Here is a 22,986-nt window from a genome sequence, read left to right on the forward strand (position 1 = left end):
ATGTTTCTCGAAGGGGGAGAGAGGCTTAGGCAGCCTCTTCCTTTTTCTTCTTGCCGCCGTGGACCTGGATCGGATCCTTCTTTCCTTCCACGACATCGGCATCGATCACGATCTCCGTGACGCCGTCCATGTCGGGCAGGTCGAACATCGTGTCGAGCAGAATACCTTCCACGATCGAGCGGAGGCCACGGGCACCAGTCTTACGCTTGATCGCCTTCTCGGCAACCGTCCTGAGCGCGTCTTCCTGGAACGTCAGTTCGACGTCTTCGAGCTCGAACAGTTTCTGGTACTGCTTGACCAGCGCGTTCTTCGGCTCGGTCAGGATGGTAACCAAAGCATCGACATCGAGGTCGCGCAGCGTCGCGATGACCGGCAGACGTCCGACGAATTCGGGAATTAGGCCGAACTTCAGAAGATCTTCCGGCTCGCCCTTTTCGAGCAGCTCGCCCACGCGGCGCTTGTCCGGATCGGCGACATGCGCGCCGAAGCCGATCGAACGCTTCTGCAGGCGGTCGGCGATGATTTTTTCAAGGCCTGCGAAGGCCCCACCACAGATGAAGAGGATGTTCGTGGTGTCGACCTGCAGGAATTCCTGCTGCGGATGCTTGCGGCCGCCCTGCGGCGGCACGCTGGCAGTGGTGCCTTCCATCAGCTTGAGCAGTGCCTGCTGCACGCCTTCACCCGAAACGTCGCGGGTGATGGAGGGATTTTCGGCCTTGCGGGTGATCTTGTCGATTTCGTCGATGTAGACGATGCCGTGCTGCGCCTTTTCGACATTGTAGTCGGAAGACTGGAGCAGCTTGAGAATGATGTTCTCGACATCCTCGCCCACGTAACCGGCTTCGGTCAGCGTGGTCGCATCGGCCATCGTGAACGGTACGTCGAACGTGCGCGCCAGCGTCTGCGCGAGCAGCGTCTTGCCCGAGCCGGTGGGGCCGACGAGCAGGATGTTCGACTTTGCCAGTTCGACATCGCCGGCCTTACCGGCATGCTTCAGGCGCTTGTAGTGATTGTGCACGGCGACCGAGAGGACGCGCTTCGCACGGTCCTGGCCGATCACGTAATCGTTCAACGTAGCGAAGATTTCCGACGGGGTCGGGACGTCGCCGTCCTTCTTCCCCGAAATGCCGGCCTTGGTTTCTTCGCGAATGATGTCGTTGCACAATTCCACGCATTCATCGCAGATGAACACGGTCGGGCCCGCGATCAGCTTGCGAACTTCGTGCTGCGATTTTCCGCAGAAGCTGCAGTACAGCGTGGATTTGCTATCAGTTCCGCTCAACTTGGTCATTTCCTGCTCTGCCCCGCTGATCCGCCCACAGACTGGGATTCGCCGACTCTAGGCCGGTGCGGGATTGGGTCAATATCCTAGGTAATTCCATCCCCTTGCCACAAGCTGAAGCGGCAAGGTTGCTCAATTCCTACGACAATTTCGCAACAGTCCGGCGGCGGGACGGAAAATCCCGTGCCGATCAACACTGTTTAGTCAGGCGCGCCGCCCGAACCCTTGTCTTCGTCCTTGGTGGGCTCGTCGTCGCCTTCGTTTTCCGGACGCGCCTCGAACACCTTGTCGACAATGCCGAATTTCATGGCTTCGTCGGCTTCGAGGAAGGTGTCGCGATCCATCGCCTTTTCGATGTCGGTCAGGCTCTGGCCGGTGTATTTCACGTAGAGATCGTTCATCCGCTTGCGGATGCGCAGGATCTCGCGTGCCTGGATTTCGATGTCCGATGCCATGCCGCGTGCGCCGCCCGAAGGCTGGTGCACCATGACGCGGGCATTGGGCAGCGCGATACGCATGCCCGGCTCGCCCGCGGCCAGCAGGAAGCTGCCCATGGAAGCGGCCTGACCGATGCAGACTGTCGACACGCGAGGCTTGATGTACTGCATGGTATCGTGGATCGCCATGCCGGCCGTAACCACGCCGCCCGGCGAGTTGATGTACATGCTGATCGGCTTGGAAGGGTTCTCGCTTTCGAGGAACAGCAGCTGCGCCACGATCAGCGAAGCCATCGTATCTTCGACCTGGCCCGTCACGAACACGATGCGTTCGCGCAGCAGGCGGCTGAAGATATCGAAGGCGCGTTCGCCGCGGCTCGATTGTTCGACAACGGTCGGCACCAGCGCCCCCGTCACGGGATCGCGGGTAAACTGGCCTTGGGTGCCGTGTGCATCGTCGCCGAACAGGTTGATCATGAAATTCCTCGTATCGATTGGTTCGCGTCTATGTCGCGATAGCTGCCGCGATGTTCAAGGGCTTTAACTACGCCTCTCACCACTACCGCCCGCTACACGCCGTTCATCGGACGAAAATGCCGTTCGTCGGGCTCGGCGAGTCCTTTGTCGATGCTGCATTCCGTCATTCGCCTACATTTGTAAACGGAGGGCATGGAGAGAAGAACAAAACTCTTGTCGAACAGACATTTAGTCCTGTGTGGCTGCGCTGCCGTCGCCATGCTGGCTACGCCCGCCAAAGCCCAGGAAGCGGACGACCGGACCGCCGCTCCACCGAGCGAGCCTGCGCCGCAGCTCACGGGGTCACGCGTGTTCGAACCCGCCTTTTTTGCGCAGTTCGCCCCGCGTAATGCGCTCGACATGGTAAGCCGCATTCCCGGCTTCAGCATCTCTGGCGGCAACGACAACGGGCAGCGCGGCCTGGGCCAGGCCAACCAGAACGTCATCGTGAACGGAGAGCGTTTTTCCAGCAAGTCCGACAGCCTGCGAGACCAGTTGGCGCGCATCCCGGCTGACGACGTAATCCGGATCGAGCTGGTCGATGGCAACACGACCGACATTCCCGGCCTTACCGGCCTGGTTGCCAACGTCATTTACGAAAGCACGGGACCGTCGGGCCAGTTTCGCTGGAACACGGGCTTTCGCGCCTACAACACCGAGGCGCAACTGTTCGGCGGAGAAATCTCGCTCTCGGGAAGCAGCGGACGGCTGGATTACACCGTCTCCCTTTCCAACGACAACAACCGCTTCGGAGCGGACGGTCCCACGCTGGTATTCGGGCCGGACGGCTCCCTGATCGAAGAACAGTATTCCAAGTTTTCTGGCGGGTTCGACAACCCGAAACTCTCGACGAATTTCACGTACCGGTTTGGCGAGGACGTTACCGCGAATCTCAACCTGAGTTACGGCGAGGATTTTCAATTCAACAACGTGCCCGAAACCGGCAAACCGATCATCGGCCCGATGCGGTTTCGCGATGTGCGCGTCCGCGAAAATGGTCCCGAATATGAAATAGGCGGCGATATCGAATTCCCGCTTGGCCCCGGCAAGCTCAAGCTGATCGCTCTCGAACGCTTCGAGCGCGACAATTTCACCAATGATCTGATCGATCGCTTCGACGACGACACGCTGCCGAATGGTTCGCGTTATCACCAGACCAATGGCGAAGGCGAGCGGATCGGCCGGTTCGAATATGGCTGGTCGATGTGGGATGCCGACTGGCAAGTGTCTGGCGAGGCTGCCTTCAACCGCCTGGACCGCGTTTCCGCTCTTTTCATGCTGGGTCCGGGCGGCGAGTTCGAGCCCATCCCCTTTCCCGGCGGGAACGGCGGCGTGAGCGAGGATCGTTACGAGGGAGCACTCAGCTATTCGAAGAGCCTGTCGCCGACGCTTTCCCTTCAGGCTATCGCATCGGCGGAATTTTCGACCATCGAGCAGACAGGTGTTGCTGCGAACTCGCGTAGCTTCAAACGGCCCAAGGGCTCGCTTGCCCTGACATGGAAACCCGAGGACGATCTCGACATCTCGGTCACCGCGGCCCGCCGGGTCAGCCAGCTGTCTTTCGGGGATTTCCTCGCCAGCGTTTCGCTCAACGACGAGAACGAGAACGGCGGCAATAACGAGCTCGTGCCATATCAGAGCTGGGATCTCGAGCTCGAGGTCAACAAGGGCCTCGGCAAATGGGGCTCGGTCAAGTTCGAGGCACGTCAGGGCTGGTTCGAGGATTTCATCGACTGGTTCCCTCTCGCTGACGGCGGGGAGGCGCGCGGCAATATCGGCAGTGCGGATCGCCTGCATCTGGAACTCTCCGGAACGCTCAATCTCGACCCGCTCGGAATAAAGGGCGCACGCGTCGATTTCGACGCGGTGAAGCGCTGGATGAGCGTGACGGACCCATTTACGGGTGAGGATCGCCCCTTTTCCTACGACCTTATCGATATGATCGACGTGGATTTCCGCCACGATGTCCCGCGCACCGACTGGGCTTACGGGGTGAGCCTGTTCTCGAACAATCCTGCGGGTTATTCGCGCAGGTTCGAAATCGGACGCGGCTGGGAAGGACCGACATTCGCGAACTTCTTCATCGAGAACAAGGACGTGTTCGGCCTCACCGTCCGGGCCAATTACGGCAACGCATTCGGCGCGCGAAACTATTTTTCGCGTACTGTTTTCGATGGTCCGCGACCCGATGGCGATGTACTTTTCAGCGAGGAGGTCGACCGCCGGATCGGCCCGATCTTCCGCTTCTCGGTCAGCGGGGACTTCTAGCCAGATTTGCAAAGCCTGATGGCTGTGGCAGGAAGGCGTCATGACGCCTCGCCTCCTTAGCGCCGCTGCGCTGTTCGCATGTGCCACCCCGCTCGCAGCACAGGAGGTAGCGACGCCTCCTGCCAATGAGCCGATTGATGTGTCGGAGCGTGCTCCCGACGCGGCAGAGACGGCGCGCCTTTATGCGCAAAGGATTGCCGCGCTCGACGATGCAGGACCGACGCTCAACGCCGTCATCGCCTATGACCCCGATCCGGGCGATGAAGCACAGGTCATCAATGCAGCCAGCCTGCTCGCGGCGCGAACCGTGCTGGTGAAAGACAATATCGAAACCCGTGAATGGCCAACGACTGCAGGCAGCCTTGCCCTGGTCGACAATATGACCGGGCGCGATGCACCTCTTATCGCGAACTTGCGCCGCGCAGGCGGGCTGGTGCTCGGCAAGACGAACCTGTCCGAATGGGCCAATATCCGGGACGATTCCTCGACCAGCGGGTGGAGCGCTGTCGGCGGCCTGACCCGCAACCCGCACGCCATCGATCGCAACAGCTGCGGATCGTCCTCCGGGAGCGGGTCGGCCGTGGCGGCGGGCCTCGCCTGGGCCGCCATCGGTACCGAGACCAACGGCTCCATCACATGCCCTGCCAGCATCAACGGGATCGTCGGCTTCAAGCCGAGCGTCGGTCTCGTCAGCCGGAGACACGTGGTGCCGATTTCTAGCACGCAGGACACCGCCGGGCCGATGACACGCACGGTCGCCGACGCCGCGCTGTTGCTTACCGCTATCGCAGGCGAAGACGCCGCTGATGCGGCAACTGTCGGCGTTCCGCGCAGGGCTGATTATTTCAATGGGCTGGCAGACTTTTCGCTTGCCGGGAAGCGGATCGGTGTGATGCGCAAGCAGATCGGCAATCGCGCCGATGTTGCCGAAGTCTTCGAGCAAGCCCTGTCCGACCTCGAGAAAGCCGGAGCGGTTCTGGTCGACATCGAATTCGACGTGAACGGGCAGATGTACGAAGACAGCTTCACCGTGCTGATGTTCGAATTGCGCGAGGAGATGGGCAAATATCTCGCCAGCCTGCCGGGTGAAAACCTGCCGCGCACGCTCGCCGAAGTGATCGCCTTCAACAAGTTCAATGCGAGCGAAGAGATGCGATGGTTCGGCCAGGGGCTCTTCGAATTGGCGGAGACGACGACCGACCGCGGCGCTTACGAGGAAGCGCGCAAGAACGCCGTCAGGATCGCGGGTGAAGAGACGCTGGACGCGCTGCTGGCGCAGCACGACGTCGAATTCCTCGTCGCGCCCACGCGCGGTCCCACGTGGACGAGCGATCTCGTGAACGGCGACAATTTCAACGGCAGCATCGGCTTCGGCTCGCCTGCTGCGATCGCCGGCTACCCTCATCTGACCGTGCCCATGGGAGCGATCGAACGCCTTCCGGTCGGCATCAGCTTCTTCGGCGCGAAGTGGCGAGATTTCGAAGTGCTGCAAGTCGGTGCCGCTTACGAAGCAGTCCGAAGCGCCACTATTCCGGAGCCATCCTTCCAAAGATGGGAACCCGATAGCGACGCCGAAGAGTAATAGCGCATGGAATTCGATCCGCGCATATTGATGTTCGTCATCTTCGGGCTTGGCCTGATACTGGCCGTATCGCTCGAAAAATGGCTGGCGCGGTTCTGGCTATCGCTCCCCATAGTCTACGTCGGGGTCGGCTATGTGCTGTTCTCGCTGCCGCTCGGCCTGCCGCACATCAACCCCACCGTCGACGGCTTCGATGCCGTTGCGCTTGAATACGTGACCGAATTCATCGTCATCGCATCGCTGATGGCGGCAGGCATCGCGATCGACCGGCCTGCCAATTGGAAAAACTGGCGTCAGATCTGGCCCCTGCTGCTTATCGCAATGCCGCTGACGATCCTCGCGGTCTCGCTGCTCGGGTGGTGGGCGCTGGGCCTTGCGCCTGCATCGGCATTGCTGCTCGGCGCAGCGATGGCGCCCACCGACCCCGTACTCGCCCGCAGCGTCCAGGTCGGGCCGCCGGGCGAGAACGAGCGGCACGACGTGCGCTTTTCGCTGACGGTAGAGGCCGGCCTCAACGATGGCCTCGCCTTTCCCTTTACCTACCTCGCCATCGCCGCCGTCGGCATGACCTCGCTCGGCGCTTGGACGCTGGAATGGGCAGCGCTCGACCTCGTCTGGCGGATCGTCGCAGGCGTTGCCATGGGCTGGATCGTGGGACGGGCCGGTGCCTGGTACGTGTTCGAACGCGAAGCCGACGTCTCCATGGAAGACGTCGAAGATGAAGAAGAAGGGGACTTGGCCAAGCAACCAAAATATTCGACCAGCGAAGGTCTGATCGTGCTCGGAACGCTCCTCTTGGGCTATGGTCTTGCCGAAATGGTCGAAGGGTACGGCTTTATCGCCGTCTTTGTCGGTGCCGTGACCGCCCGCCAACGCGAAAACCGCAGCCGGTACCACAAGCTCAGCCACCACTTCATCGACCAGATCGAGCAGATCGTGCTTGTCGCCGTCCTCTTCAGCTTCGGTGCGATGCTGGCGAGCGGCGTGCTGGATGCGCTGACCTGGCCTGCAGCCCTGGTCGGCCTCGCGCTGATCTTCATCATCCGCCCACTCGCGGGCCTGTTGGCCGAAGCGAATTGCGACCTGCCGCTGGTGGGCAAGTTTGCAGTCGCATTTCTGGGCGTACGCGGCATGGGGTCAATCTACTACCTCGCCTACGGCCAGAACCACGCCGATTTCGAAGGTCTAGACCTCTTGTGGGCGACGGCCAGCTTTATCATCCTCGTCTCGGTCGTCGTGCACGGCGTGCTGGCCGGACCTCTGATCCGCCACGTGGAAAACAAGCGCGCCCATATCCACGAAGGACAAGAAAGCACCATCGACTGCCTGAGCCCCGATGATACCCCCCTATCGGTAGAGAAAGCGAAAAAGCCCCTCTGATAATCTGGTAAAGAGAAGGGGCGGCAGGATCGCTCCCGCCGCCCCTTCGATGAGCTCAAGCTTTCGAGCTTATTTCTTTGCGGCAGCCTTCTTGGCCGGTGCCTTCTTGGCGGCAGGCTTCTTGGCAGCGGCCTTCTTGGCAGGGGCTTTCTTTTCGCCCTCGTCCTTCTTGGCAGCAGCCTTCTTGGCCGGAGCCTTTTTCGCAGCAGGCTTCTTTTCAGCAGACTTTTTCGCCGCAGGCTTGTCGTCCGACTTCTTGTCGTCCTTCTTCGCGGCAGCCTTCTTGGCCGGAGCCTTCTTCTTCGCTGCAGCCTTTTTCTTCGGCTTTGCGGCTTCTTCGCTCTCGTCCGCCTCGATTGCGGCTTCGAGTTCCTCGCGCGTCACTTCGCGTTCGGTGATCTCGGCCTTGTCGAAGAGGAAGTCGACGACCTTGTCTTCATAGAGCGGCGCGCGCAGCTGGGCGGCAGCCATCGGCTCGGACTGCACATACTGGATGAACCGCTCGCGGTCTTCGGCACGGTACTGCTGCGCAGCCTGCTGGATAAGCATGCTCATCTCGTTCGGCGTAACCTGAACGTTGTTCTTCTGGCCGATTTCCGACAGCAGAAGGCCAAGCCGGACGCGGCGTTCGGCGATCGAACGATAGTCGTCCTTTTCGTCCTCGATTTCCTTCAGCATCGCTTCGGGGTCTTCCGAACGGGCCGCTTCCTGCTGGAGCTGGGTCCAGATCTGTTCGAATTCGGCATCGACCATGCCCTGCGGCACGGCGAAATCGTGGCCCGAAGCCAGCTGGTCGAGCAGCGAACGCTTCATCTGCGTGCGGGTAAGGCCGGCAGTTTCCTGCTCGAGCTGGCCACGCATCAGTTCCTTGAGCTTGTCGAGACCGTCGAGACCGAAGTTCTTCGCGAACTCGTCGTCGATCGTGGTTTCGCCCTCGACCTTCACCTGCTGGACGGTGACGTCGAATTCAGCCTTCTTACCGGCAAGGTGCTGTGCCTGGTAATCTTCGGGGAAGGTGACTTCGATGGTCTTCTTGTCGCCGGTCTTGGTGCCGGTGAGCTGTTCTTCGAAGCCCGGGATGAACATGCCCGAACCCAGGACCAGCGGAGTGTTCTCTGCCTTGCCGCCTTCGAATTCCTCGCCGTCGACGCGGCCGACGAAATCGATGATCAACTGGTCGCCATCGGCTGCCTTCTTGGACTTGGCAGCGTCCTTGTAGCTCTTGTTGTTGTCGGCGAGCGTCTTGATGGCATCCATCACCTGCTCGTCGGAAACAGGAACGGTCAGGCGCTCGATTTCAAGACCGTCGGTCGACGGTGCTTCGACTTCGGGCAGGATTTCGAGTTCGACCGAAATCTCAGCGTCCTTACCTTCTTCATAGCCTTCGTTCAGTTCGACCTTGGGCTGCATGGCAGGGCGCAGTTCGTTGTCGGCCATCACCTTGTCGACCGATTCGCGGATCATGTCGTTGAGCGACTGAGCGTGAAGCTGCTCGCCATGCATCTTGCGAACGAGATTCGCGGGAACCTTGCCAGGGCGGAAGCCGGGCATTTTCACCTGCGGGGCGATCTTGGCGACCTCCGCATCGACACGTCCGTCGATTTCCTTGGCGGTCAGGGTGATCGTGTAGGCGCGCTTCAGGCCGTCGTTGGCGGTTTCTTTGATCTGCATGGGTTTGAGAACTCGTGACTTTCCAAGTGTCTAATAAGGCGCGAAGGCTGAACGTGTTCGCGACGGATTGGTGCGGGCGAAGGGACTCGAACCCCCACATCTTGCGATACTGGTACCTAAAACCAGCGCGTCTACCAATTCCGCCACGCCCGCTAACCCGAACGAAGCTGCGCGTTAGCGCGGCACGCTACGCGTATAGGCGCGTGCCTCTAGTCGTGTCGGGCGAAAAGGGCAAGCGCGGCGATAGACGCAGGAACAGCCTGTGCACCGCCTTCGTTCGGGAAGGGAAAGGAAATTCCCATGAGTGATTACGACAAACCGGCTATTCCTCCCGCAACCCCGCCTGCGATCGACCCGGATGCCGATCCCAAGACCGCTCGCGAAATGGCGGAAGAAGGAGAACGCGAAGGCGATGTGCTCCAGGACCGCGGCGCACCCGACGCGAAAGACGAGAAGGCAGAGCAGCGCATGGGCGCGGCAATGGAAGGCGGTAAGGACGGCGCGGGCGAGATCGCCATGGACGCGGCGGTCATGCCACCCGATTGAGCTTTGGCGGATTGGCCTTGCAGCACGATCAAAGCCGGATTAGGGGCGCGCTCCATGAGCGAAGACACCAAAACCGACCTTCCGCCCGACCAGCTTTCGGTTAATCCGAAGAGCGACAAGTTCGACGTCGAAGTGCTCAAGCGCGGCGTCGGCATCCGCTTCAAAGGGCGTCAGCGTACCGATATCGAGGAATATTCGATTTCGGGCGGCTGGGTTCGTGTTCAGGCGGGAAAGACGCTGGACCGCAAGGGCAATCCCCTGACGCTCAAGCTTAATGGTCCGGTTGAAGCCTGGTACGAAGATCTTGGCGACGACGCGCCGGTTCGCAAGGCGGACTGATCAGTCCGCGTAATCGGCGAAAGCCGACAAGAAGTTTTTCGAGGGATCGGGACGCGCTGTTGCAATCTGTGGGCGCAGCGCATTTTCGAGGTCGCTTCGCTCGTCCGCGTAGATAAAGCCTTCGATCGGCCAGCGCGTTTTCCCTACATCCGCGATGGGCGCGTACCAGACCCGCACCTCGCTCCAGTCGTTGTTGGGCGATACGTCGATGGCGAGAACGTTTTTCTCGACCTGCCCCCGCTTGCCGTCGATCGGCGACCAGTTGGCGTGATCGAGCAGCACTCTCCGCGAATCGAGCACCCTGCTAACCGTTGCGACATGGCCAAGCTGCATCGAACGGTGGGGGCGAAAAGCCATCACCGCGCCTTCTCGCGGCAGGTTTCCCGTTTCGTAGCGGGCCTGCGCCTGGGTCCACCAGGTCCGCGCATCGCCATAAATTTCGATACCGGAAATTTCGCGGGCATAAGGAGCGCACTGGATATAGGCGCTCAACTCGTCGGTTTCGCTGTTCGCAAGCGCCGGTGCCTCCTGAGCGAGGCAGGCAGCAAAGAGCGTTGCGGCGATCCTTTTCGTACCCATGACGCAAGGGATAGCGCGTCGTGGTTAATACCTTACTAAGCGCCTTTTCCTTGCCATTCTGGCTATGAAACGCCACTTGCCGCGCAGAATGAACGCCACCAAACCCACCGTAATCATCATCGGCCGTCCCAATGTCGGCAAGTCGACGCTGTTCAACCGGCTGATCGGCAAGAAACTCGCGCTGGTCGACGACCAGCCTGGCGTGACACGCGATCGACGGATGGGCGACGCCGAAATTGCCGGCCTGCAGTTCACGGTCGTCGATACCGCCGGTTGGGAAGACGAGGACGACGCCACGCTCCCCGGCCGGATGCGCAAGCAGACCGAAGTCAGCCTCGAAGGCGCGGACGCGGCGCTGTTCGTCATCGACGCGCGCGCCGGGATAACTCCGCTCGACGAGGAAATCGCCCGCTGGCTCCGCGAACAAGAGGTGCCGGTTGTGCTGGTGGCCAACAAGGCGGAAGGCAAGGCGGCCGAAGCAGGCATATTCGAAAGCTATTCGCTCGGGCTCGGCGAGCCGCTGGGCGTCTCGGCTGAGCATGGCGAAGGCATTGCCGACCTCTTCGGTGGTCTGTGGCCGTTGATCGGCGCCAAGTCGGAAGAGGCCGAGGCGGCGGAAGAAGCTGCGTCTTTCGAAGGCGACGATGAAGACGCGCCTGCCGGCCCTCTCAAGCTCGCCATCGTCGGGAGGCCGAATGCAGGTAAATCCACACTCATCAACAGGCTGCTCGGCGAAGATCGGCTGCTGACGGGTCCCGAAGCCGGCATCACCCGCGATTCGATCGCGGTCGATTGGGAATGGTTCGACCCCAAGGCGAACGAGACCCGCGAGATCAGGCTCATCGATACCGCCGGCATGCGCAAGCGCGCACGCGTTACGGACAAGATCGAGAAAATGTCCGTGGCCGATGCCAAGCGCGCCATCGACTTCGCCGAGGTCGTGGTGCTGCTGCTCGATGCGACGCAGGGGCTCGAACACCAGGATCTCAAGATCGCCAGCCAGGCGCTGGAAGAAGGCCGCGCGCTGATGGTCGCGATCAACAAGTGGGACATCGCCGAGAACGCCAGCTCGCTTTTCAATGGCATTCGCGAGGCGCTGAACGAAGGTCTTTCGCAGGTCCGCGGTGTGCCGCTGTTCGCCGTGTCGGCCAAGACCGGCAAAGGATTGGATACAATGCTGTCCGCAGCATTCGAGATTCGCGAAGCATGGAGCCGCCGCGTTCCGACGGCCGCACTCAACCGATGGTTCGACGACGCGCTGGAAGCCAATCCGCCGCCCGCCCCCGGTGGCCGCCGGATCAAGCTGCGCTACATCACGCAGGCGAGCACCCGCCCGCCGCGTTTCGTGGTATTCGGCACGCGCCTCGACGATCTGCCCAAGAGCTACGAGCGCTACCTCGTCAATGGCATTCGCGCGAAACTGGGCTTCGACGCCGTGCCGGTGCGCGTGGTCCTCAAGAGCCCGAAGAATCCTTACAACGCCAACAAAGGCGGCGGCGGCAATTACAGCGGAGGGCGCTGATGCTGATCGACCTCTTGGTCAGCCTGCCGGGTATCGACCTGATCGAACGAACGAGTTCGAGCCTTCGCGTGCAGAACGTGGTGCAGTTGAGCCTGGCCCCCGCCTTCCTACTTGCAGGTATCGGTGCGGTCATGAATGTGATGACCAATCGCCTGATCTGGGTGGCGAACAAGATCGAGCGTATCCTTGCCGCGGACGAGAACGATACTGCAGGCGACCTTGTGGAGGAATTGCCCGCGCTCGAACAAAGGCGTGTCTACGCCCAGCGCGCCGTGATGCTGAGCACTGCCTCGGCATTCACGATCAGCGTCGTCATCATGCTACTGTTTATCAGCGCTTTCGTGCGCACGCCCCTGGGTACGCTGGTGGCCGTATCATGGCTGGTCACGATGGCGCTGCTGATGGCCGGCCTTGCGTCCTTTCTGCTCGAGACCCGCACTGCCGCGCGGCGCAATCACGAACGGATGATGCAGCGTAAACGGCGCGGCTGATCAGCCGGCGTTTACCTGCGCGTCTCCGGCAGGCTCGGAGTTGAGCTGGACATAATTCTGCAGGCCCATGCGTTCGATCATGTCGAATTGGGTCTCGAGGAAATCGACGTGCTCTTCCTCGCTTTCGAGGATGCGGGCGAAGATCTCGCGGCTGACGAAATCACGGACGCCTTCGCAATGCTCGATCGCATCGCGCAGGAGCGGAATGGCTTCGTTTTCCATGGCGAGGTCGGCCTTGAGGATTTCCTCGACGGTTTCGCCGACTTTCAGTTTGTGGATAGCCTGGAAGTTCGGAAGCCCGTTCAGGAACAGGATCCGCTCGGCGAGAATGTCCGCATGCTTCATCTCGTCGATAGATTCGTGCCGCTCGTATTCGGCCAGCTTGGACACGCCCCAGTCCGCAAGCACGCGGTAGTGCAGCCAGTACTGGTTGATCGCCGTCAACTCGTTGGTCAGCGCCTTGTTGAGAAATTCGATCGTCTTCGCATCGCCCTTCATGGCACTGGTCCTCGTTTAGTTAAGTGAGAGGATTATGCGCGAGGAGCAGTCAGGCGGCAAGTCCGTCGAGTGCAAAAAACCGCAGAAAACCTACAGTTGCAAGCGATTTTCAGTAGCGATCAGGAACGCCCGGCCGGCTCGAACGACATCTCGCGTTCTTCGAAGATGATGGCATCGGCCTCGTCGAGGCAGGCACCGCAATTGGGCCGCTTGCCCAGAGCTGCATAGCAAGCTTCGGCGTCACCGGACACGCGGCGCGCGGTGGCGCGGAGGTCCGTTTCCCTGATGGCATTGCAAATGCAGGTATACACTGCGCGACTCCTTGCGATTGATTCGCAAAAGCAGATATATTGCGACTTACTCGCAATATCAAGTCCTCAACGCCGGATCGGAAACACCTTGCCATAAGTAAGGCAGCGCCAGGCCCATTCAAATGGACCGAAGCGGAATCGATCGAGCCACGGTTTCGACCACAGCAGCATCACGACCCAGCTGGCCAGCACCACCAGGTAAAGCTCCGTCCTGCCGAAGCGGCCGAAAAGGTCGAGGCCCCAATTTCCGAACACCAACAGCATCACGATCGAGGTGCCGAGGTAATTCGTGAATGCGGCCCGCCCTGCGGCGGTGATCCGGTCGGAAAGCCACCCGCCCGCTGCTGGCGCGTGGATGGCCAGCAAGATCACGAGGCCGAGCACCATGAAGAGGCGCGGGATATGCGTCCACCCGACAAAGGCCGCGAGCGAGCCGTAATAGGTAATGCCGCCTGCCTTGGTCGCGAACGCGATCCACAGCGTCAGGGCCCCACCGACCAGAAGGCCTCCCCATGCCCATGCGCCGAGCGATCGCGGCCTCCACCGCCCGTCGAACAGGCCCTTGCGATAGAGCACCATCCCGAAGAGCATCGATGGCAGCGTTTCGAATGCGAAGAACATCACGAAGGCAAGGTCCCCGGAATGGGCCGAGATGTTATGCGTCACATAATCGCCGTAGGTGCCGTCTTGCCGGATTTCCGTTTCCAGCCTGCCGTCCTGCAAGTCCTCTTCGGCGCTTTGTTGAAGCTCTTCCTGCATCTGCCCGTAGACCGCGCTGTCCACCTCGGCATCTGCGACGAACTGCATTGCGATGAGACTGCCATAGAGGAGTGTCCCGACTATATAGGCGAGGATACCGAAGGCGAGCTGCTTACGCACGCTCATCCCGATGAAGATGGCGACGGCGATGAGGCCGCAAAGTGCGTAAAGGAACAGGATGTCCCCACGCCAGATGAAGAAGAAGTGGATCGCACCGAACAGGCCAAGCCACAGAAGGCGCTTGATCTGGAGCCATACGGTCCCGCCCTTCGCCCAGGTCTTTTCCATAAACAGGTAAAGCCCCGCCCCGAATAGCAGGCTGAAAAGACCGCGCATCTTTCCGTCGACAAGCACGAACTGCGCTACCCACATCCAGTCTTCTGCCGCCGAATGCGGCACGGTGAAGGCTGTGGGGTACATATAGGCCGTGAACGGCTGCCCCATGGCGAAGATATTCGCCGCGAGGATGCCCATCACGGCAATGCCGCGTATAAAGTCGAGACTGGTTATGCGGCCGCCTGAAACGGCTACCGGCTGCGGCCGGTCGGGCGTGGCGATGTCTTGGTCCATGATTCCCCCTCGCCCCCTCATAGGGCGAAAGGCGCGGTCTGGAAGCCCTTCGATCGATTGGTCCCGCCTAGCGGGTGACGAGGCATTCCTGTCCCGACCGCTTCAGGGACGCACAGGCAGCCGAGGCCTCCCTCTGGCTGGCATAGCCACCGGCGAGGAGAATCGTGAGATTGCCGGCCTTGCGCTCGATCCGTTCGCGCCCGGCGATTTCTCCGCGCGAAGAAATCCTCGACCACAGGCGGTCGGAATTGCCCGGCACGCCGAACGCGCCAAGCTGGACCTTCCACGGGCCATTTGTCGCGGTCTCGACCTTGGACGGCGCGGCTCGCGGCGGCGGCGAGGTTCGGACAACAGGTACGGGAGCAGCAGGCGTTTCCGCTTTCGCGACCATTACCGGATTCGGCTTCCCGGCGGATGGCTGCGCGGCGACCGGCGCAGGCGTCCCGAGAGCGAGATCGACCGCGGCCAGCTCACGTACACGGGTGGCGTCGGCCTCTGCCTTGAGCGATGCGGCAAGCGGCTGGGCCTGCTGGCGCTGCTCGAGCGGAATGTGTTCGTCCATCTGGGCCATTGCGCCCGCAGCCTGCGGCATGCCTGCAACATTCGCCAGCGTCAGCAAGGCGTAGGCTCGCGGCCAGTCCTTTGCGGCAAGGTCGCCATTGAAATGCGCGATGCCGAGCAGATACTGCGCGCGTGGCTCACCCCGCCCCGCCGCCGCTTCTATGTAGGGCATGGCTTTTTCCCGCTGACCGGTCTGGAACAGCAGGAGTCCGTATTGGTCGGCAGCGCGGACATGACCGCTTGCCGCCGCTTGAGCGTACAAGGCCTCCGCACGACCGAGATCGGCTTCCACGCCCCTGCCCAGGCGGTAGGCCTGCGCGAGATTGAACTGTGCGTCCGGATCGCCCTGCGCGGCAGGTCCGGTCCATTCTTGAACCGCAGCGGCGAAATTACCCGCGGTCCATGCATCGACACCGGCCTTCACATCGGCCTGCGCCGGAACGGCGATGATCGTGCAAAGCAGGGCGACTGCCGCTGTGCGTTCCCGTAATCTCATGGCTGCCCCTCGACCTGTCCGCTGCATATCCCGGTTTGCGCGATCCTATACGAAAGCCAAACTTAACAAAGTCCAATCCGCGCCCGGCCCGCCCCTCGCAAATGAATGTGCTGCGAAATTAACCCTAAATTAGGGGTAGTCTGCGATTTCCTTCGATCGAGAGGGTCACAACCTTGTGGCTCGACTGGTTAGAAGCGCAATCAGGGGGACCAGCCTTGCGTGTATTGGCATTGGCATCGCAGAAGGGCGGATCGGGCAAGACCACGCTCTCCGGACATTTGGCCGTTCAGGCGCAGCGAGCGGGCGCAGGCCCGGTCGTCCTGATCGACATCGACCCGCAAGGCTCGCTTGCCGACTGGTGGAACGAGCGTGAAGCGGAACTTCCCGCTTTCGCCCAGACCACCGTCGCACGGCTCGCCAACGACCTGGCGGTTCTCCGCCAGCAGGGTTTCAAGCTTGCGGTTCTCGATACGCCGCCGGCGATCACCATGGCTATCCAGTCGGTGATTTCGGTGGCCGAACTTATCGTCGTTCCGACCCGTCCCAGCCCGCACGACCTGCGCGCCGTTGGCGCCACGGTCGATCTTTGCGAACGCGCCGGCAAGCCGCTGATCTTCGTGGTCAACGCGGCGACGCCGAAAGCCAAGATCACTTCGGAAGCCGCAGTTGCGCTCTCGCAGCATGGCACCGTTGCTCCGATCACGCTCCACCACCGCACGGATTTCGCTGCTTCGATGATCGATGGCCGCACCGTGATGGAAGTCGATCCCGAAAGCCGTTCGGCTGCAGAGGTCACCGCCTTGTGGAAATACATTGCGGATCGCCTCGAAAAGAATTTCCGCCGCACCGTCTTTGCCGCGCCCAATACTCAGGCGGCACAGCCCGGTGTCTATCGTCCCGCCGGTGGCTTCGGCCGTCGGGTCGCCCAGTAAGAGCAAACAAGGAAAGGCGGGGCTAGCCGGATGTCTGACGCCAATTTCGCATCGCTCTCTTCCACCCTGCTCGCACGCAAGGGCGGCGCCAAGCCCGCCATGCGCCCGCAGTCGACGGCCATCGGCCCGGTCGACGGCGCTGCTGCAGCAGCAAACCTGGAAGACCTGGGCTGGAACGACATGGGTGACGAAGCGCAAAGCGCCGCACCCGAGGCAGGGCTGGTAAAAATGCCTGCCGACGTGGTTTCGATCGCACCGAAGGCCGCCAACGAAAGTGGCGAGCCCAACCAGGTACGCGCTTCGCTCGATCGCATTGCATCGCAGCTCGAGAAGAAGCCGGAAGAAAAACAGCCCGTCCAGCGCAAGTCCGCGCTGCGCCAGGGCAAGCGCGCAGCCTTCACGCTGCGCCTCGACCAGAAACGCCACCTCATGCTGCGCCTCGCCTGCACCGTCCGCGGGTCCAGCGCACAGCAACTGGTGACGGACGCACTCGACGGCCTCTTGGCCGAAATGCCGGAAATCGCCGCACTTGCTGCCCAGGTGCAGCATGACGGCAAGTAAGCAAACCAAGGACGTGGGATCGCCTTTAGGGGGTAAGCACTAATGCAGACCAAGAACCAACTCTTCGTCCGTCTGGCCGTCACCACGGCCCTGGCAACCACGGGCCTCGCCGGCTGCACCGGCAAGGTCGCGTCCACCGCTTCGCACTCGGCTGCCAAGGCCGAAGTCGCGCTGCAGAAGGGCAAGGCCGACAAAGCGGTCAAGCACGCAGAAGCTGCCGTGCTGGCCTCGCCGCGCGATGCGCATAGCCGCACGCTGCTGGCCAACGCCTATCTTGAAGCAGGTCGGTTCCAATCGGCTGCACAGACTTTCTCCGATGCCGTCGCCCTTGGCGATACCGGCCCGCGCACCGTCGTAAGCCTCGCCCTCGCGCAGATCGGTGCCGGCGACCAGCTCGGTGCGATCGAAACCCTCGAGCGTTGGGAAACCTCGCTCGACGCGGCCGACTTCGGCCTCGCAATCGCACTTGCCGGCCAGCCCGAACGCGGCGTCCATGTGCTGAGCAACGCCATTCGCGGAGGCCAGAACACCACCAAGACCCGCCAGAACCTGGCCTATGCCTACGCCCTTTCGGGCCAGTGGCGCGAAGCCCGCCTGATGGCGATGGAAGATGTGCCTGCCAATGAAGTCGGCGAGCGCATGGCCGAATGGGGCGCCCTCGCCGATCCGCGGATGACCCGCCTTCGCGTCGCTCACCTGATGGGTGTCGATTTCGCTGCCGACTCCGGTCAGCCTGCAATGCTCGCCCTTTCGAACAATCCCAGCGTTCCGATGCTGGCCGCCGAAACGGTCGAAGAAGAAGTCGTGGTCGAAGACACCGCACCCAGCTTCGCCTTGGCCGGCGAACTGCCTGCTGTCGACGCTGCACCGCAGGCTCAGGATTTCGCAGATGCGCAGCTTGCAGATGCCGGTCTCAAGGCCCCTCCGCGCAAGCAATTCGTCGCCGAAGAGGTGGTCCAGCCCACTCCAGTTGCGCTCGCCGCAGCTCCGAAAGCCGAGGTCCAGGCGGCGTCGCCTGCATCGCGCCCGGCCGCAAAGCCTGCTGCGAAGGCAGCGCCCAGCATCGCGCTGGCCAAGGGTGACTACAATATCCAGCTCGGCTCGTACTTCTCGATGTCCGACGCACAGGACGGCTGGCGCAAGTTCCAGCAAAAATATCCCGAACTCGCCGACGCGCAGAAGGTCATCACCAAGGCCCGCGTAAACGGCAAGATCTACTACCGCGTTGCGGCAGCCGGCTTTGCCAAGACCTCTGCGCAGAGCATGTGCTCCACGGTCAAGGGCAAGGGCGGAGGCTGTATCGCCTACGCCTCCAGCAATCCGCTCCCCGGACACATGGGCGATGCGGCAATAAGGGTCGCAGCGCGCTAAGACGCACAGCCATAAGCCAAGAACTGACCCCCGCCAGAGCAATCCGGCGGGGGTTTCTTTCATGTCAAAGCTGGATCTCCACCCCGCCCTTCCACAGGCGCAGAACGCGACCTTGTGTGGGCTGGCCGTCGAATGGCGTATTGCCTGCCGTGGCTGCCATGCGCGCGCTCTGGACGACCCAGGGCTTGTCCGGATCGACCAGCGCCACGTCCCCTTCCAGGCCGACCTCCAGCGCTCCGGCCGGGACACCGAGGATGGAGGCCGGATTGGTCGACACGAGCTCGAATACCCGGGCCATGCCGACGACTTCGTCGACCACGAGCGATAGCGCCATCGCGAGCAGCGTTTCCGCCCCTGCCATGCCGGGCTCAGCATCGGCAAACGGCTGCCGCTTGTCTTCCGGACCACGAGGATCGTGGCCGCTGGAAACTACGTCGATAGTGCCGTCCGCAATCGCTTCGCGGACCGTTTGGCGGTCGTCTTCGCTGCGCAAGGGAGGTGACAGGCGCGCAAAGGTGCGGAAATCGACCGTCGCGAGATCGGACAGCATGAAATGTGCTGGGGTAATGCCTGCGGTGACCCGCTGGCCGCCCGCCTTCGCCCGACGCACCAGTTCAAGTCCGGCCCGTGTCGTCACTTGCCTGAAGTGAATGCGCGCTCCGGCCATTTCGGCCAGGGCCAGGTCGCGCGCGATGGCGATTGCTTCGGCTTCGGCAGGTGCACTTGGAAGGCCGCGCCGCGTCGCATACTCGCCAGCAGTCGCCACTGCCGAGCCGACCAGTGCAGCGTCTTCGGCATGGGCGATTACCGGCATGTCGAGCATGGCCGCATATTGCAGCAGGCGCAGCATGACGCCCGAATCTGCGATCCAGCCGCGACCGGTGGCAACCCCGAGAGCCCCCGCCTCGCGCATCAGCGCGATTTCGGCGATCTCGCCGCCTTCAAGACCACGCGTCGCCGCTGCCAGCGGATGCACCCACAAATCGGGCTTCCCGCTTTTCGCGATATAGGACACGCGGCTCGGCAGATCGAGCGCCGGCGACTGGTCGGGCATCAGCGCCGCCCGCGTGATGCCGCCGAAATGGAATGCAGGCTTGTCGACGGCGAATACGCCCAAGTCGACTAGGCCCGGTGAGACGAGTTTGCCACGCGCATCGACGATCTCGTCGCCTTCCTGCGGCTGCGTATCGCCGCATGCCGAGATCCGGCCGTCCGCAATGCGCAGGTTCCCACCGAGAATTCCGCCGGGAGCAACCAGCTTGCCGCCGGTAATCGTAAGGGGTCGCGACTGCTTCATGCGGTTTCTCGCCATCCTGCGACCCCGCGCGTGCGGCGCGTCAGCACATCGAGGGCAGCCATGCGGATCGCCACGCCCATCTCGACTTGCCGGGTGATGATCGAACGGTCGATCATGTCGGCCACGTCGCTGTCGATTTCGACCCCGCGGTTCATCGGGCCCGGATGCATGACCAGCGCGCCCTCGCCCGCCTTGGCGAGCCGGGCCGCGGTCAGACCGTAGAGGTAATGGTATTCCCGCGCGGAAGGAATGAACTGGCCGCTCATGCGCTCCGTCTGGAGACGCAGCATCATGACCACATCTGCCCCGTCCAGCGCCGCGTCGAAATCGTGGAAGACTTGCGCGCCCATCGCCTCGATGCCCGACGGCATCAGGGCCGGCGGGGCACAAAGGCGGACGGTTGCGCCAAGCGCCTGGAGGCAAAGCAGGTTCGATCGCGCGACCCGGCTGTGCAGGATATCGCCGCATATGGTGATAGTCAGGCCAGTGAAATCATCGCCGGATTGCCCTCGCTCCCGCAACGCATGGCGCAGGGCCAGCGCGTCCAGCAGGGCCTGCGTGGGGTGTTCGTGCTGGCCGTCACCCGCGTTGAGAACCGGGCAATCGACCTTGTCCGCAATAAGGCCCGTCGCCCCGCTCGATCCGTGCCGGATGACGATGGCATCGGCGCGCATGGCGTTGAGCGTGATCGCGGTGTCGATCAGCGTCTCGCCTTTCTTCACGCTCGACTGCGCGGCGTGCATGTTGACGACGTCCGCGCCCAGCCGCTTCCCGGCGATTTCGAAACTCAGCAGTGTCCTGGTCGAGTTCTCGAAGAAAGCGTTGATGATCGTCAGTCCGGCAAGGCTGTCGCTGTGCTTTTGCCGCTGGCGGTTGAGATCGACCCACTGTTCCGCCTCGTCGAGCAGGAACAGGATTTCGTGGCGCTCCAGCTGGCCGATGCCGAGCAGGTCGCGATGCGGAAAGGCCTGCGCTCCCGCCGGATAACGGGATGCGTGGGGCTGTGTTTGCGAAGCTGTCATTAAAGCCACGCCCTTAGTCGAGAGCCATCGCACCCTCAAGCACATTCGGCTGGCAAGGGAGGCCAAGCTTCCCTAGATCGGGTGCCGAAGAGAATTCCGGGGTAAGTAACGATGCGATTTGCGGGCAAGGTTTGGCGACTTCTGGTTGGCGTGAAGGACGGCCTTGTCCTGCTGTTCATGCTGCTGTTCTTCGGCATGCTGTTCGTAATCCTCACCACCCGCCCCAGCCCGGCCCAGGTGCGCGAAGGCGCGCTGCTGCTTGAGATCGACGGCGTCGTGGTGGAAGAACGCAGCCGGATCGATCCGCTGCAGGCCTTGCTGGCGTCGCAGGCGCCGGTCGGCGAATACCAGGCCCGCGATATCGTACGCGCGCTGGATGCTGCCGCAGGAGACGAGCGCATCGACGCCGTCATCCTCGACCTCGATCGCTTCCTCGGCGCCGGCCAGGTCCACCTCCAGGATATTGGCGAAGCGATGGACCGCGTGAGGGCAGCGGACAAGCCCGTCCTCACCTATGCCACCGCCTATGCTGACGACGGCGTCTTCCTCGCAGCCCATGCGAGCGAGGTCTGGCTCAATCCGCTGGGCGGTGCTGTCGTTGCGGGTCCCGGTGGCCACAGGCTCTATTACAAGGGTCTGATCGACCGCCTCGACGTCAACGCACGCGTTTATCGCGTCGGCACCTACAAGAGCGCGGTCGAGCCATACACGCAGACCAGCATGTCCGAACCTGCAAAGGAAAATGCCCGTGCCTTGTACGGGGCGCTGTGGGAAGAATGGCAGGCCAACGTAAAGAAAGCGCGCCCGGCCGTCGATCTGGAACTGATCTCGCAAACGCCCGCCGAATGGGTAGAGGCCGCTGGGGGCGACCTCGCGCAGGCAGCGCTCGATGCGGGACTGGTCGACAAGCTCGGCAATCGCGACGCGTTCAATGCGCGCGTCGTCGAGCTTGTCGGAACGGACACGTGGAGCAAGCTGCCCAACGCCTTCCCATCGACCGAATACGACGCATGGCTGAAAGACAATCCGCTGCCGAGTGAAGGCAAGCCCATTGGCATCGTGACTATCGCCGGCGAAATCGTCGACGGCGAAGCCGGCCCCGGCACTGCAGGCGGCACGCGTATCGCCGATCTTCTCGACGCAGCCCTCGATCGCGACTTCGCGGGCCTTGTCGTACGGGTCGATTCGCCCGGTGGGTCGGTTCTCGCAAGCGAAGCGATCCGCGACGCTATCCTTCGCCACAAGGCGCGCGGCATTCCCGTGGCGGTGTCGATGGCGAATGTCGCGGCGAGCGGCGGCTACTGGGTCTCCACGCCCGCCGACCGTATCTTCGCAGAGCCGGAGACGATCACCGGCTCCATCGGCATTTTCGCCGTCCTTCCCACCTTCGAAAGGACCGCTGCCAGCATCGGCGTGACCAGCGACGGGGTACGTACCGGGCCATTGTCCGGCCAGCCGGACATCGTCGGCGGCCTCACCCCCGAGGTAGATCGAATCCTCCAGGCCTCGATCGAAGACGGCTACCGGGATTTCCTCACGCGCGTCTCGCAGGGCCGGAACATGACACTCGAGCAAGCCAACGAGGTCGGTCAGGGCCGCGTCTGGGATGGCGGAACCGCGCGCCAGCTCCAGCTGGTCGATGAATATGGCGGACTGGAAGAAGCGCTCGCCTGGGTCGCCGGACAGGCCGAACTCGCTGACGGCGAATGGCATGCGGCGTATCTTGGAACGCCGCCCAGCACCACCGACACGCTGCTCAGGCAATGGCTGGTCGGCGAAGAAGACGCGCAGGGACGCGATGTCTTCGCCCTTTTCGCCCGCAAGGAAACGCAGGCGCTGGACCGCGTGATGTCCGATGCAGCAAGGCTCCTCGGCACGCGCGGTGCGCAGGCTTACTGCCTCGCCTGCCCCACGACCGAAGGTGGCGCGCGACAGGCAACGCAGGACCGCGGCCTCATGGACGGACTGTTTTCCCTCTTCGCCCGGTAGCGCCCG

General features: G+C 62.4%; 21 protein-coding genes and 1 tRNA gene. 11 read left to right on the forward strand and 11 right to left on the reverse strand.

Annotated elements, in window-relative coordinates:
* Positions 1-25 precede the first annotated feature (25 nt).
* Together clpX and K3179_RS02465 are read right to left on the reverse strand one after the other, a co-directional pair.
* Positions 26-1,291, reverse strand: a complete 1,266-nt coding sequence (clpX, locus tag K3179_RS02460; RefSeq protein ID WP_221562313.1) for an ATP-dependent Clp protease ATP-binding subunit ClpX — start codon at positions 1,289-1,291, stop codon at positions 26-28.
* A 191-nt stretch (positions 1,292-1,482) separates the two neighbouring features.
* Entirely contained in the window at positions 1,483-2,196 is a 714-nt protein-coding gene (locus K3179_RS02465) for an ATP-dependent Clp protease proteolytic subunit (RefSeq protein ID WP_221562314.1), read from the reverse strand.
* Positions 2,197-2,409: 213 nt separating this feature from the next.
* Here K3179_RS02465 and K3179_RS02470 point away from each other — a divergent pair, with 213 nt between their 5' ends.
* Genes K3179_RS02470 through K3179_RS02480 form a run of 3 tightly spaced genes read left to right on the forward strand, consistent with a single transcriptional unit; the run spans position 2,410 to position 7,465 of the window.
* On the forward strand, positions 2,410-4,503 hold the full coding sequence (locus K3179_RS02470; RefSeq protein WP_247712771.1) for a TonB-dependent receptor plug domain-containing protein: 2,094 nt from the start codon (positions 2,410-2,412) through the stop codon (positions 4,501-4,503).
* Positions 4,504-4,543: 40 nt separating this feature from the next.
* Positions 4,544-6,085, forward strand: coding sequence for an amidase (locus tag K3179_RS02475; protein WP_221562316.1), 1,542 nt, complete (start codon positions 4,544-4,546; stop codon positions 6,083-6,085).
* 6 nt (positions 6,086-6,091) lie between these two features.
* Positions 6,092-7,465, forward strand: a complete 1,374-nt coding sequence (locus K3179_RS02480) for a cation:proton antiporter (RefSeq protein ID WP_221562317.1) — start codon at positions 6,092-6,094, stop codon at positions 7,463-7,465.
* A 69-nt stretch (positions 7,466-7,534) separates the two neighbouring features.
* Here K3179_RS02480 and tig read toward each other — a convergent pair whose 3' ends face one another.
* Both tig and K3179_RS02490 read right to left on the reverse strand, forming a co-directional pair.
* Complete coding sequence (tig, locus tag K3179_RS02485; protein WP_221562318.1) at positions 7,535-9,136, reverse strand: trigger factor; 1,602 nt, start codon at positions 9,134-9,136, stop codon at positions 7,535-7,537.
* 68 nt (positions 9,137-9,204) lie between these two features.
* Positions 9,205-9,289, reverse strand: a tRNA-Leu gene (locus K3179_RS02490).
* Positions 9,290-9,436: 147 nt separating this feature from the next.
* Between K3179_RS02490 and K3179_RS02495 the strand changes: the two genes are divergently transcribed.
* Positions 9,437-9,682 carry a hypothetical protein gene (locus tag K3179_RS02495; RefSeq protein WP_221562319.1) on the forward strand — a complete coding sequence of 82 codons (246 nt, stop codon included), beginning with the start codon at positions 9,437-9,439 and terminating at the stop codon, positions 9,680-9,682.
* A gap of 54 nt (positions 9,683-9,736) precedes the next feature.
* Positions 9,737-10,021, forward strand: a complete 285-nt coding sequence (locus tag K3179_RS02500; RefSeq protein ID WP_160594318.1) for a DUF3297 family protein — start codon at positions 9,737-9,739, stop codon at positions 10,019-10,021.
* Here K3179_RS02500 and K3179_RS02505 read toward each other — a convergent pair whose 3' ends face one another.
* Positions 10,022-10,600 (reverse strand): CHAP domain-containing protein, encoded by a 579-nt coding sequence (locus tag K3179_RS02505; protein ID WP_221562320.1) that lies wholly within the window; start codon positions 10,598-10,600, stop codon positions 10,022-10,024.
* 88 nt (positions 10,601-10,688) lie between these two features.
* Here K3179_RS02505 and der point away from each other — a divergent pair, with 88 nt between their 5' ends.
* Together der and K3179_RS02515 are read left to right on the forward strand one after the other, a co-directional pair.
* Positions 10,689-12,122: a ribosome biogenesis GTPase Der gene (gene der / locus K3179_RS02510; RefSeq protein WP_221562321.1), complete on the forward strand. Its 1,434-nt coding sequence runs from the start codon at positions 10,689-10,691 to the stop codon at positions 12,120-12,122.
* Positions 12,122-12,613, forward strand: coding sequence for a DUF2721 domain-containing protein (locus K3179_RS02515; RefSeq protein WP_245755768.1), 492 nt, complete (start codon positions 12,122-12,124; stop codon positions 12,611-12,613). The genes der and K3179_RS02515 overlap by 1 nt, the downstream gene beginning before the upstream one ends.
* Here K3179_RS02515 and bfr read toward each other — a convergent pair whose 3' ends face one another.
* The 4 genes from bfr to K3179_RS02535 form a co-directional block, all read right to left on the reverse strand.
* Positions 12,614-13,111, reverse strand: coding sequence for a bacterioferritin (gene bfr, locus K3179_RS02520; RefSeq protein ID WP_221562322.1), 498 nt, complete (start codon positions 13,109-13,111; stop codon positions 12,614-12,616). It lies immediately after the preceding gene.
* A 119-nt stretch (positions 13,112-13,230) separates the two neighbouring features.
* Positions 13,231-13,422, reverse strand: a complete 192-nt coding sequence (locus tag K3179_RS02525; protein ID WP_221562323.1) for a (2Fe-2S)-binding protein — start codon at positions 13,420-13,422, stop codon at positions 13,231-13,233.
* A gap of 66 nt (positions 13,423-13,488) precedes the next feature.
* Positions 13,489-14,751 carry a DUF418 domain-containing protein gene (locus K3179_RS02530; RefSeq protein WP_247712772.1) on the reverse strand — a complete coding sequence of 421 codons (1,263 nt, stop codon included), beginning with the start codon at positions 14,749-14,751 and terminating at the stop codon, positions 13,489-13,491.
* Positions 14,752-14,818: 67 nt separating this feature from the next.
* The gene (locus tag K3179_RS02535) at positions 14,819-15,808 is read right to left on the reverse strand and encodes an SPOR domain-containing protein (RefSeq protein ID WP_221562324.1); all 990 of its coding nucleotides are present in this window, start codon (positions 15,806-15,808) and stop codon (positions 14,819-14,821) included.
* Positions 15,809-16,023: 215 nt separating this feature from the next.
* On the opposite strand from K3179_RS02535, the gene K3179_RS02540 reads away from it, so the two are divergent.
* From K3179_RS02540 to K3179_RS02550, 3 genes are read left to right on the forward strand one after another with little or no spacing between them, the layout of a single operon-like run.
* Entirely contained in the window at positions 16,024-16,740 is a 717-nt protein-coding gene (locus K3179_RS02540; protein ID WP_090478130.1) for a ParA family protein, read from the forward strand.
* A gap of 30 nt (positions 16,741-16,770) precedes the next feature.
* Entirely contained in the window at positions 16,771-17,301 is a 531-nt protein-coding gene (locus K3179_RS02545; RefSeq protein ID WP_221562325.1) for a hypothetical protein, read from the forward strand.
* 42 nt (positions 17,302-17,343) lie between these two features.
* Complete coding sequence (locus tag K3179_RS02550) at positions 17,344-18,672, forward strand: SPOR domain-containing protein (protein WP_221562326.1); 1,329 nt, start codon at positions 17,344-17,346, stop codon at positions 18,670-18,672.
* A gap of 64 nt (positions 18,673-18,736) precedes the next feature.
* Here the strand turns inward: K3179_RS02550 and K3179_RS02555 are convergent, their stop codons facing one another.
* Together K3179_RS02555 and K3179_RS02560 are read right to left on the reverse strand one after the other, a co-directional pair.
* Positions 18,737-19,969 (reverse strand): dihydroorotase, encoded by a 1,233-nt coding sequence (locus tag K3179_RS02555; protein ID WP_221562327.1) that lies wholly within the window; start codon positions 19,967-19,969, stop codon positions 18,737-18,739.
* Complete coding sequence (locus K3179_RS02560) at positions 19,966-20,991, reverse strand: aspartate carbamoyltransferase catalytic subunit (RefSeq protein WP_221562328.1); 1,026 nt, start codon at positions 20,989-20,991, stop codon at positions 19,966-19,968. The genes K3179_RS02555 and K3179_RS02560 overlap by 4 nt, the downstream gene beginning before the upstream one ends.
* Before the next feature lie 111 nt (positions 20,992-21,102).
* Between K3179_RS02560 and sppA the strand changes: the two genes are divergently transcribed.
* Entirely contained in the window at positions 21,103-22,980 is a 1,878-nt protein-coding gene (gene sppA, locus K3179_RS02565; RefSeq protein WP_221562329.1) for a signal peptide peptidase SppA, read from the forward strand.
* Positions 22,981-22,986: the final 6 nt, after the last annotated feature.

This window comes from Qipengyuania intermedia, from assembly GCF_019711615.1.
GTDB lineage: Bacteria > Pseudomonadota > Alphaproteobacteria > Sphingomonadales > Sphingomonadaceae > Qipengyuania > Qipengyuania intermedia.

What these genes read in the sequence shown, in the direction of transcription:
- K3179_RS02535 (WP_221562324.1), bottom strand. Translation starts at nt 15,808, where the DNA reads ATGAGATTACGGGAACGCACAGCGGCAGTCGCCCTGCTTTGCACGATC.
- sppA (WP_221562329.1), top strand. Translation starts at nt 21,103, where the DNA reads ATGCGATTTGCGGGCAAGGTTTGGCGACTTCTGGTTGGCGTGAAGGAC.
- bfr (WP_221562322.1), bottom strand. Translation starts at nt 13,111, where the DNA reads ATGAAGGGCGATGCGAAGACGATCGAATTTCTCAACAAGGCGCTGACC.
- K3179_RS02500 (WP_160594318.1), top strand. Translation starts at nt 9,737, where the DNA reads ATGAGCGAAGACACCAAAACCGACCTTCCGCCCGACCAGCTTTCGGTT.
- der (WP_221562321.1), top strand. Translation starts at nt 10,689, where the DNA reads ATGAACGCCACCAAACCCACCGTAATCATCATCGGCCGTCCCAATGTC.
- K3179_RS02560 (WP_221562328.1), bottom strand. Translation starts at nt 20,991, where the DNA reads ATGACAGCTTCGCAAACACAGCCCCACGCATCCCGTTATCCGGCGGGA.
- K3179_RS02550 (WP_221562326.1), top strand. Translation starts at nt 17,344, where the DNA reads ATGCAGACCAAGAACCAACTCTTCGTCCGTCTGGCCGTCACCACGGCC.
- K3179_RS02515 (WP_245755768.1), top strand. Translation starts at nt 12,122, where the DNA reads ATGCTGATCGACCTCTTGGTCAGCCTGCCGGGTATCGACCTGATCGAA.
- K3179_RS02495 (WP_221562319.1), top strand. Translation starts at nt 9,437, where the DNA reads ATGAGTGATTACGACAAACCGGCTATTCCTCCCGCAACCCCGCCTGCG.
- tig (WP_221562318.1), bottom strand. Translation starts at nt 9,136, where the DNA reads ATGCAGATCAAAGAAACCGCCAACGACGGCCTGAAGCGCGCCTACACG.
- K3179_RS02465 (WP_221562314.1), bottom strand. Translation starts at nt 2,196, where the DNA reads ATGATCAACCTGTTCGGCGACGATGCACACGGCACCCAAGGCCAGTTT.
- K3179_RS02555 (WP_221562327.1), bottom strand. Translation starts at nt 19,969, where the DNA reads ATGAAGCAGTCGCGACCCCTTACGATTACCGGCGGCAAGCTGGTTGCT.
- K3179_RS02545 (WP_221562325.1), top strand. Translation starts at nt 16,771, where the DNA reads ATGTCTGACGCCAATTTCGCATCGCTCTCTTCCACCCTGCTCGCACGC.
- clpX (WP_221562313.1), bottom strand. Translation starts at nt 1,291, where the DNA reads ATGACCAAGTTGAGCGGAACTGATAGCAAATCCACGCTGTACTGCAGC.
- K3179_RS02480 (WP_221562317.1), top strand. Translation starts at nt 6,092, where the DNA reads ATGGAATTCGATCCGCGCATATTGATGTTCGTCATCTTCGGGCTTGGC.
- K3179_RS02530 (WP_247712772.1), bottom strand. Translation starts at nt 14,751, where the DNA reads ATGGACCAAGACATCGCCACGCCCGACCGGCCGCAGCCGGTAGCCGTT.
- K3179_RS02475 (WP_221562316.1), top strand. Translation starts at nt 4,544, where the DNA reads ATGACGCCTCGCCTCCTTAGCGCCGCTGCGCTGTTCGCATGTGCCACC.
- K3179_RS02505 (WP_221562320.1), bottom strand. Translation starts at nt 10,600, where the DNA reads ATGGGTACGAAAAGGATCGCCGCAACGCTCTTTGCTGCCTGCCTCGCT.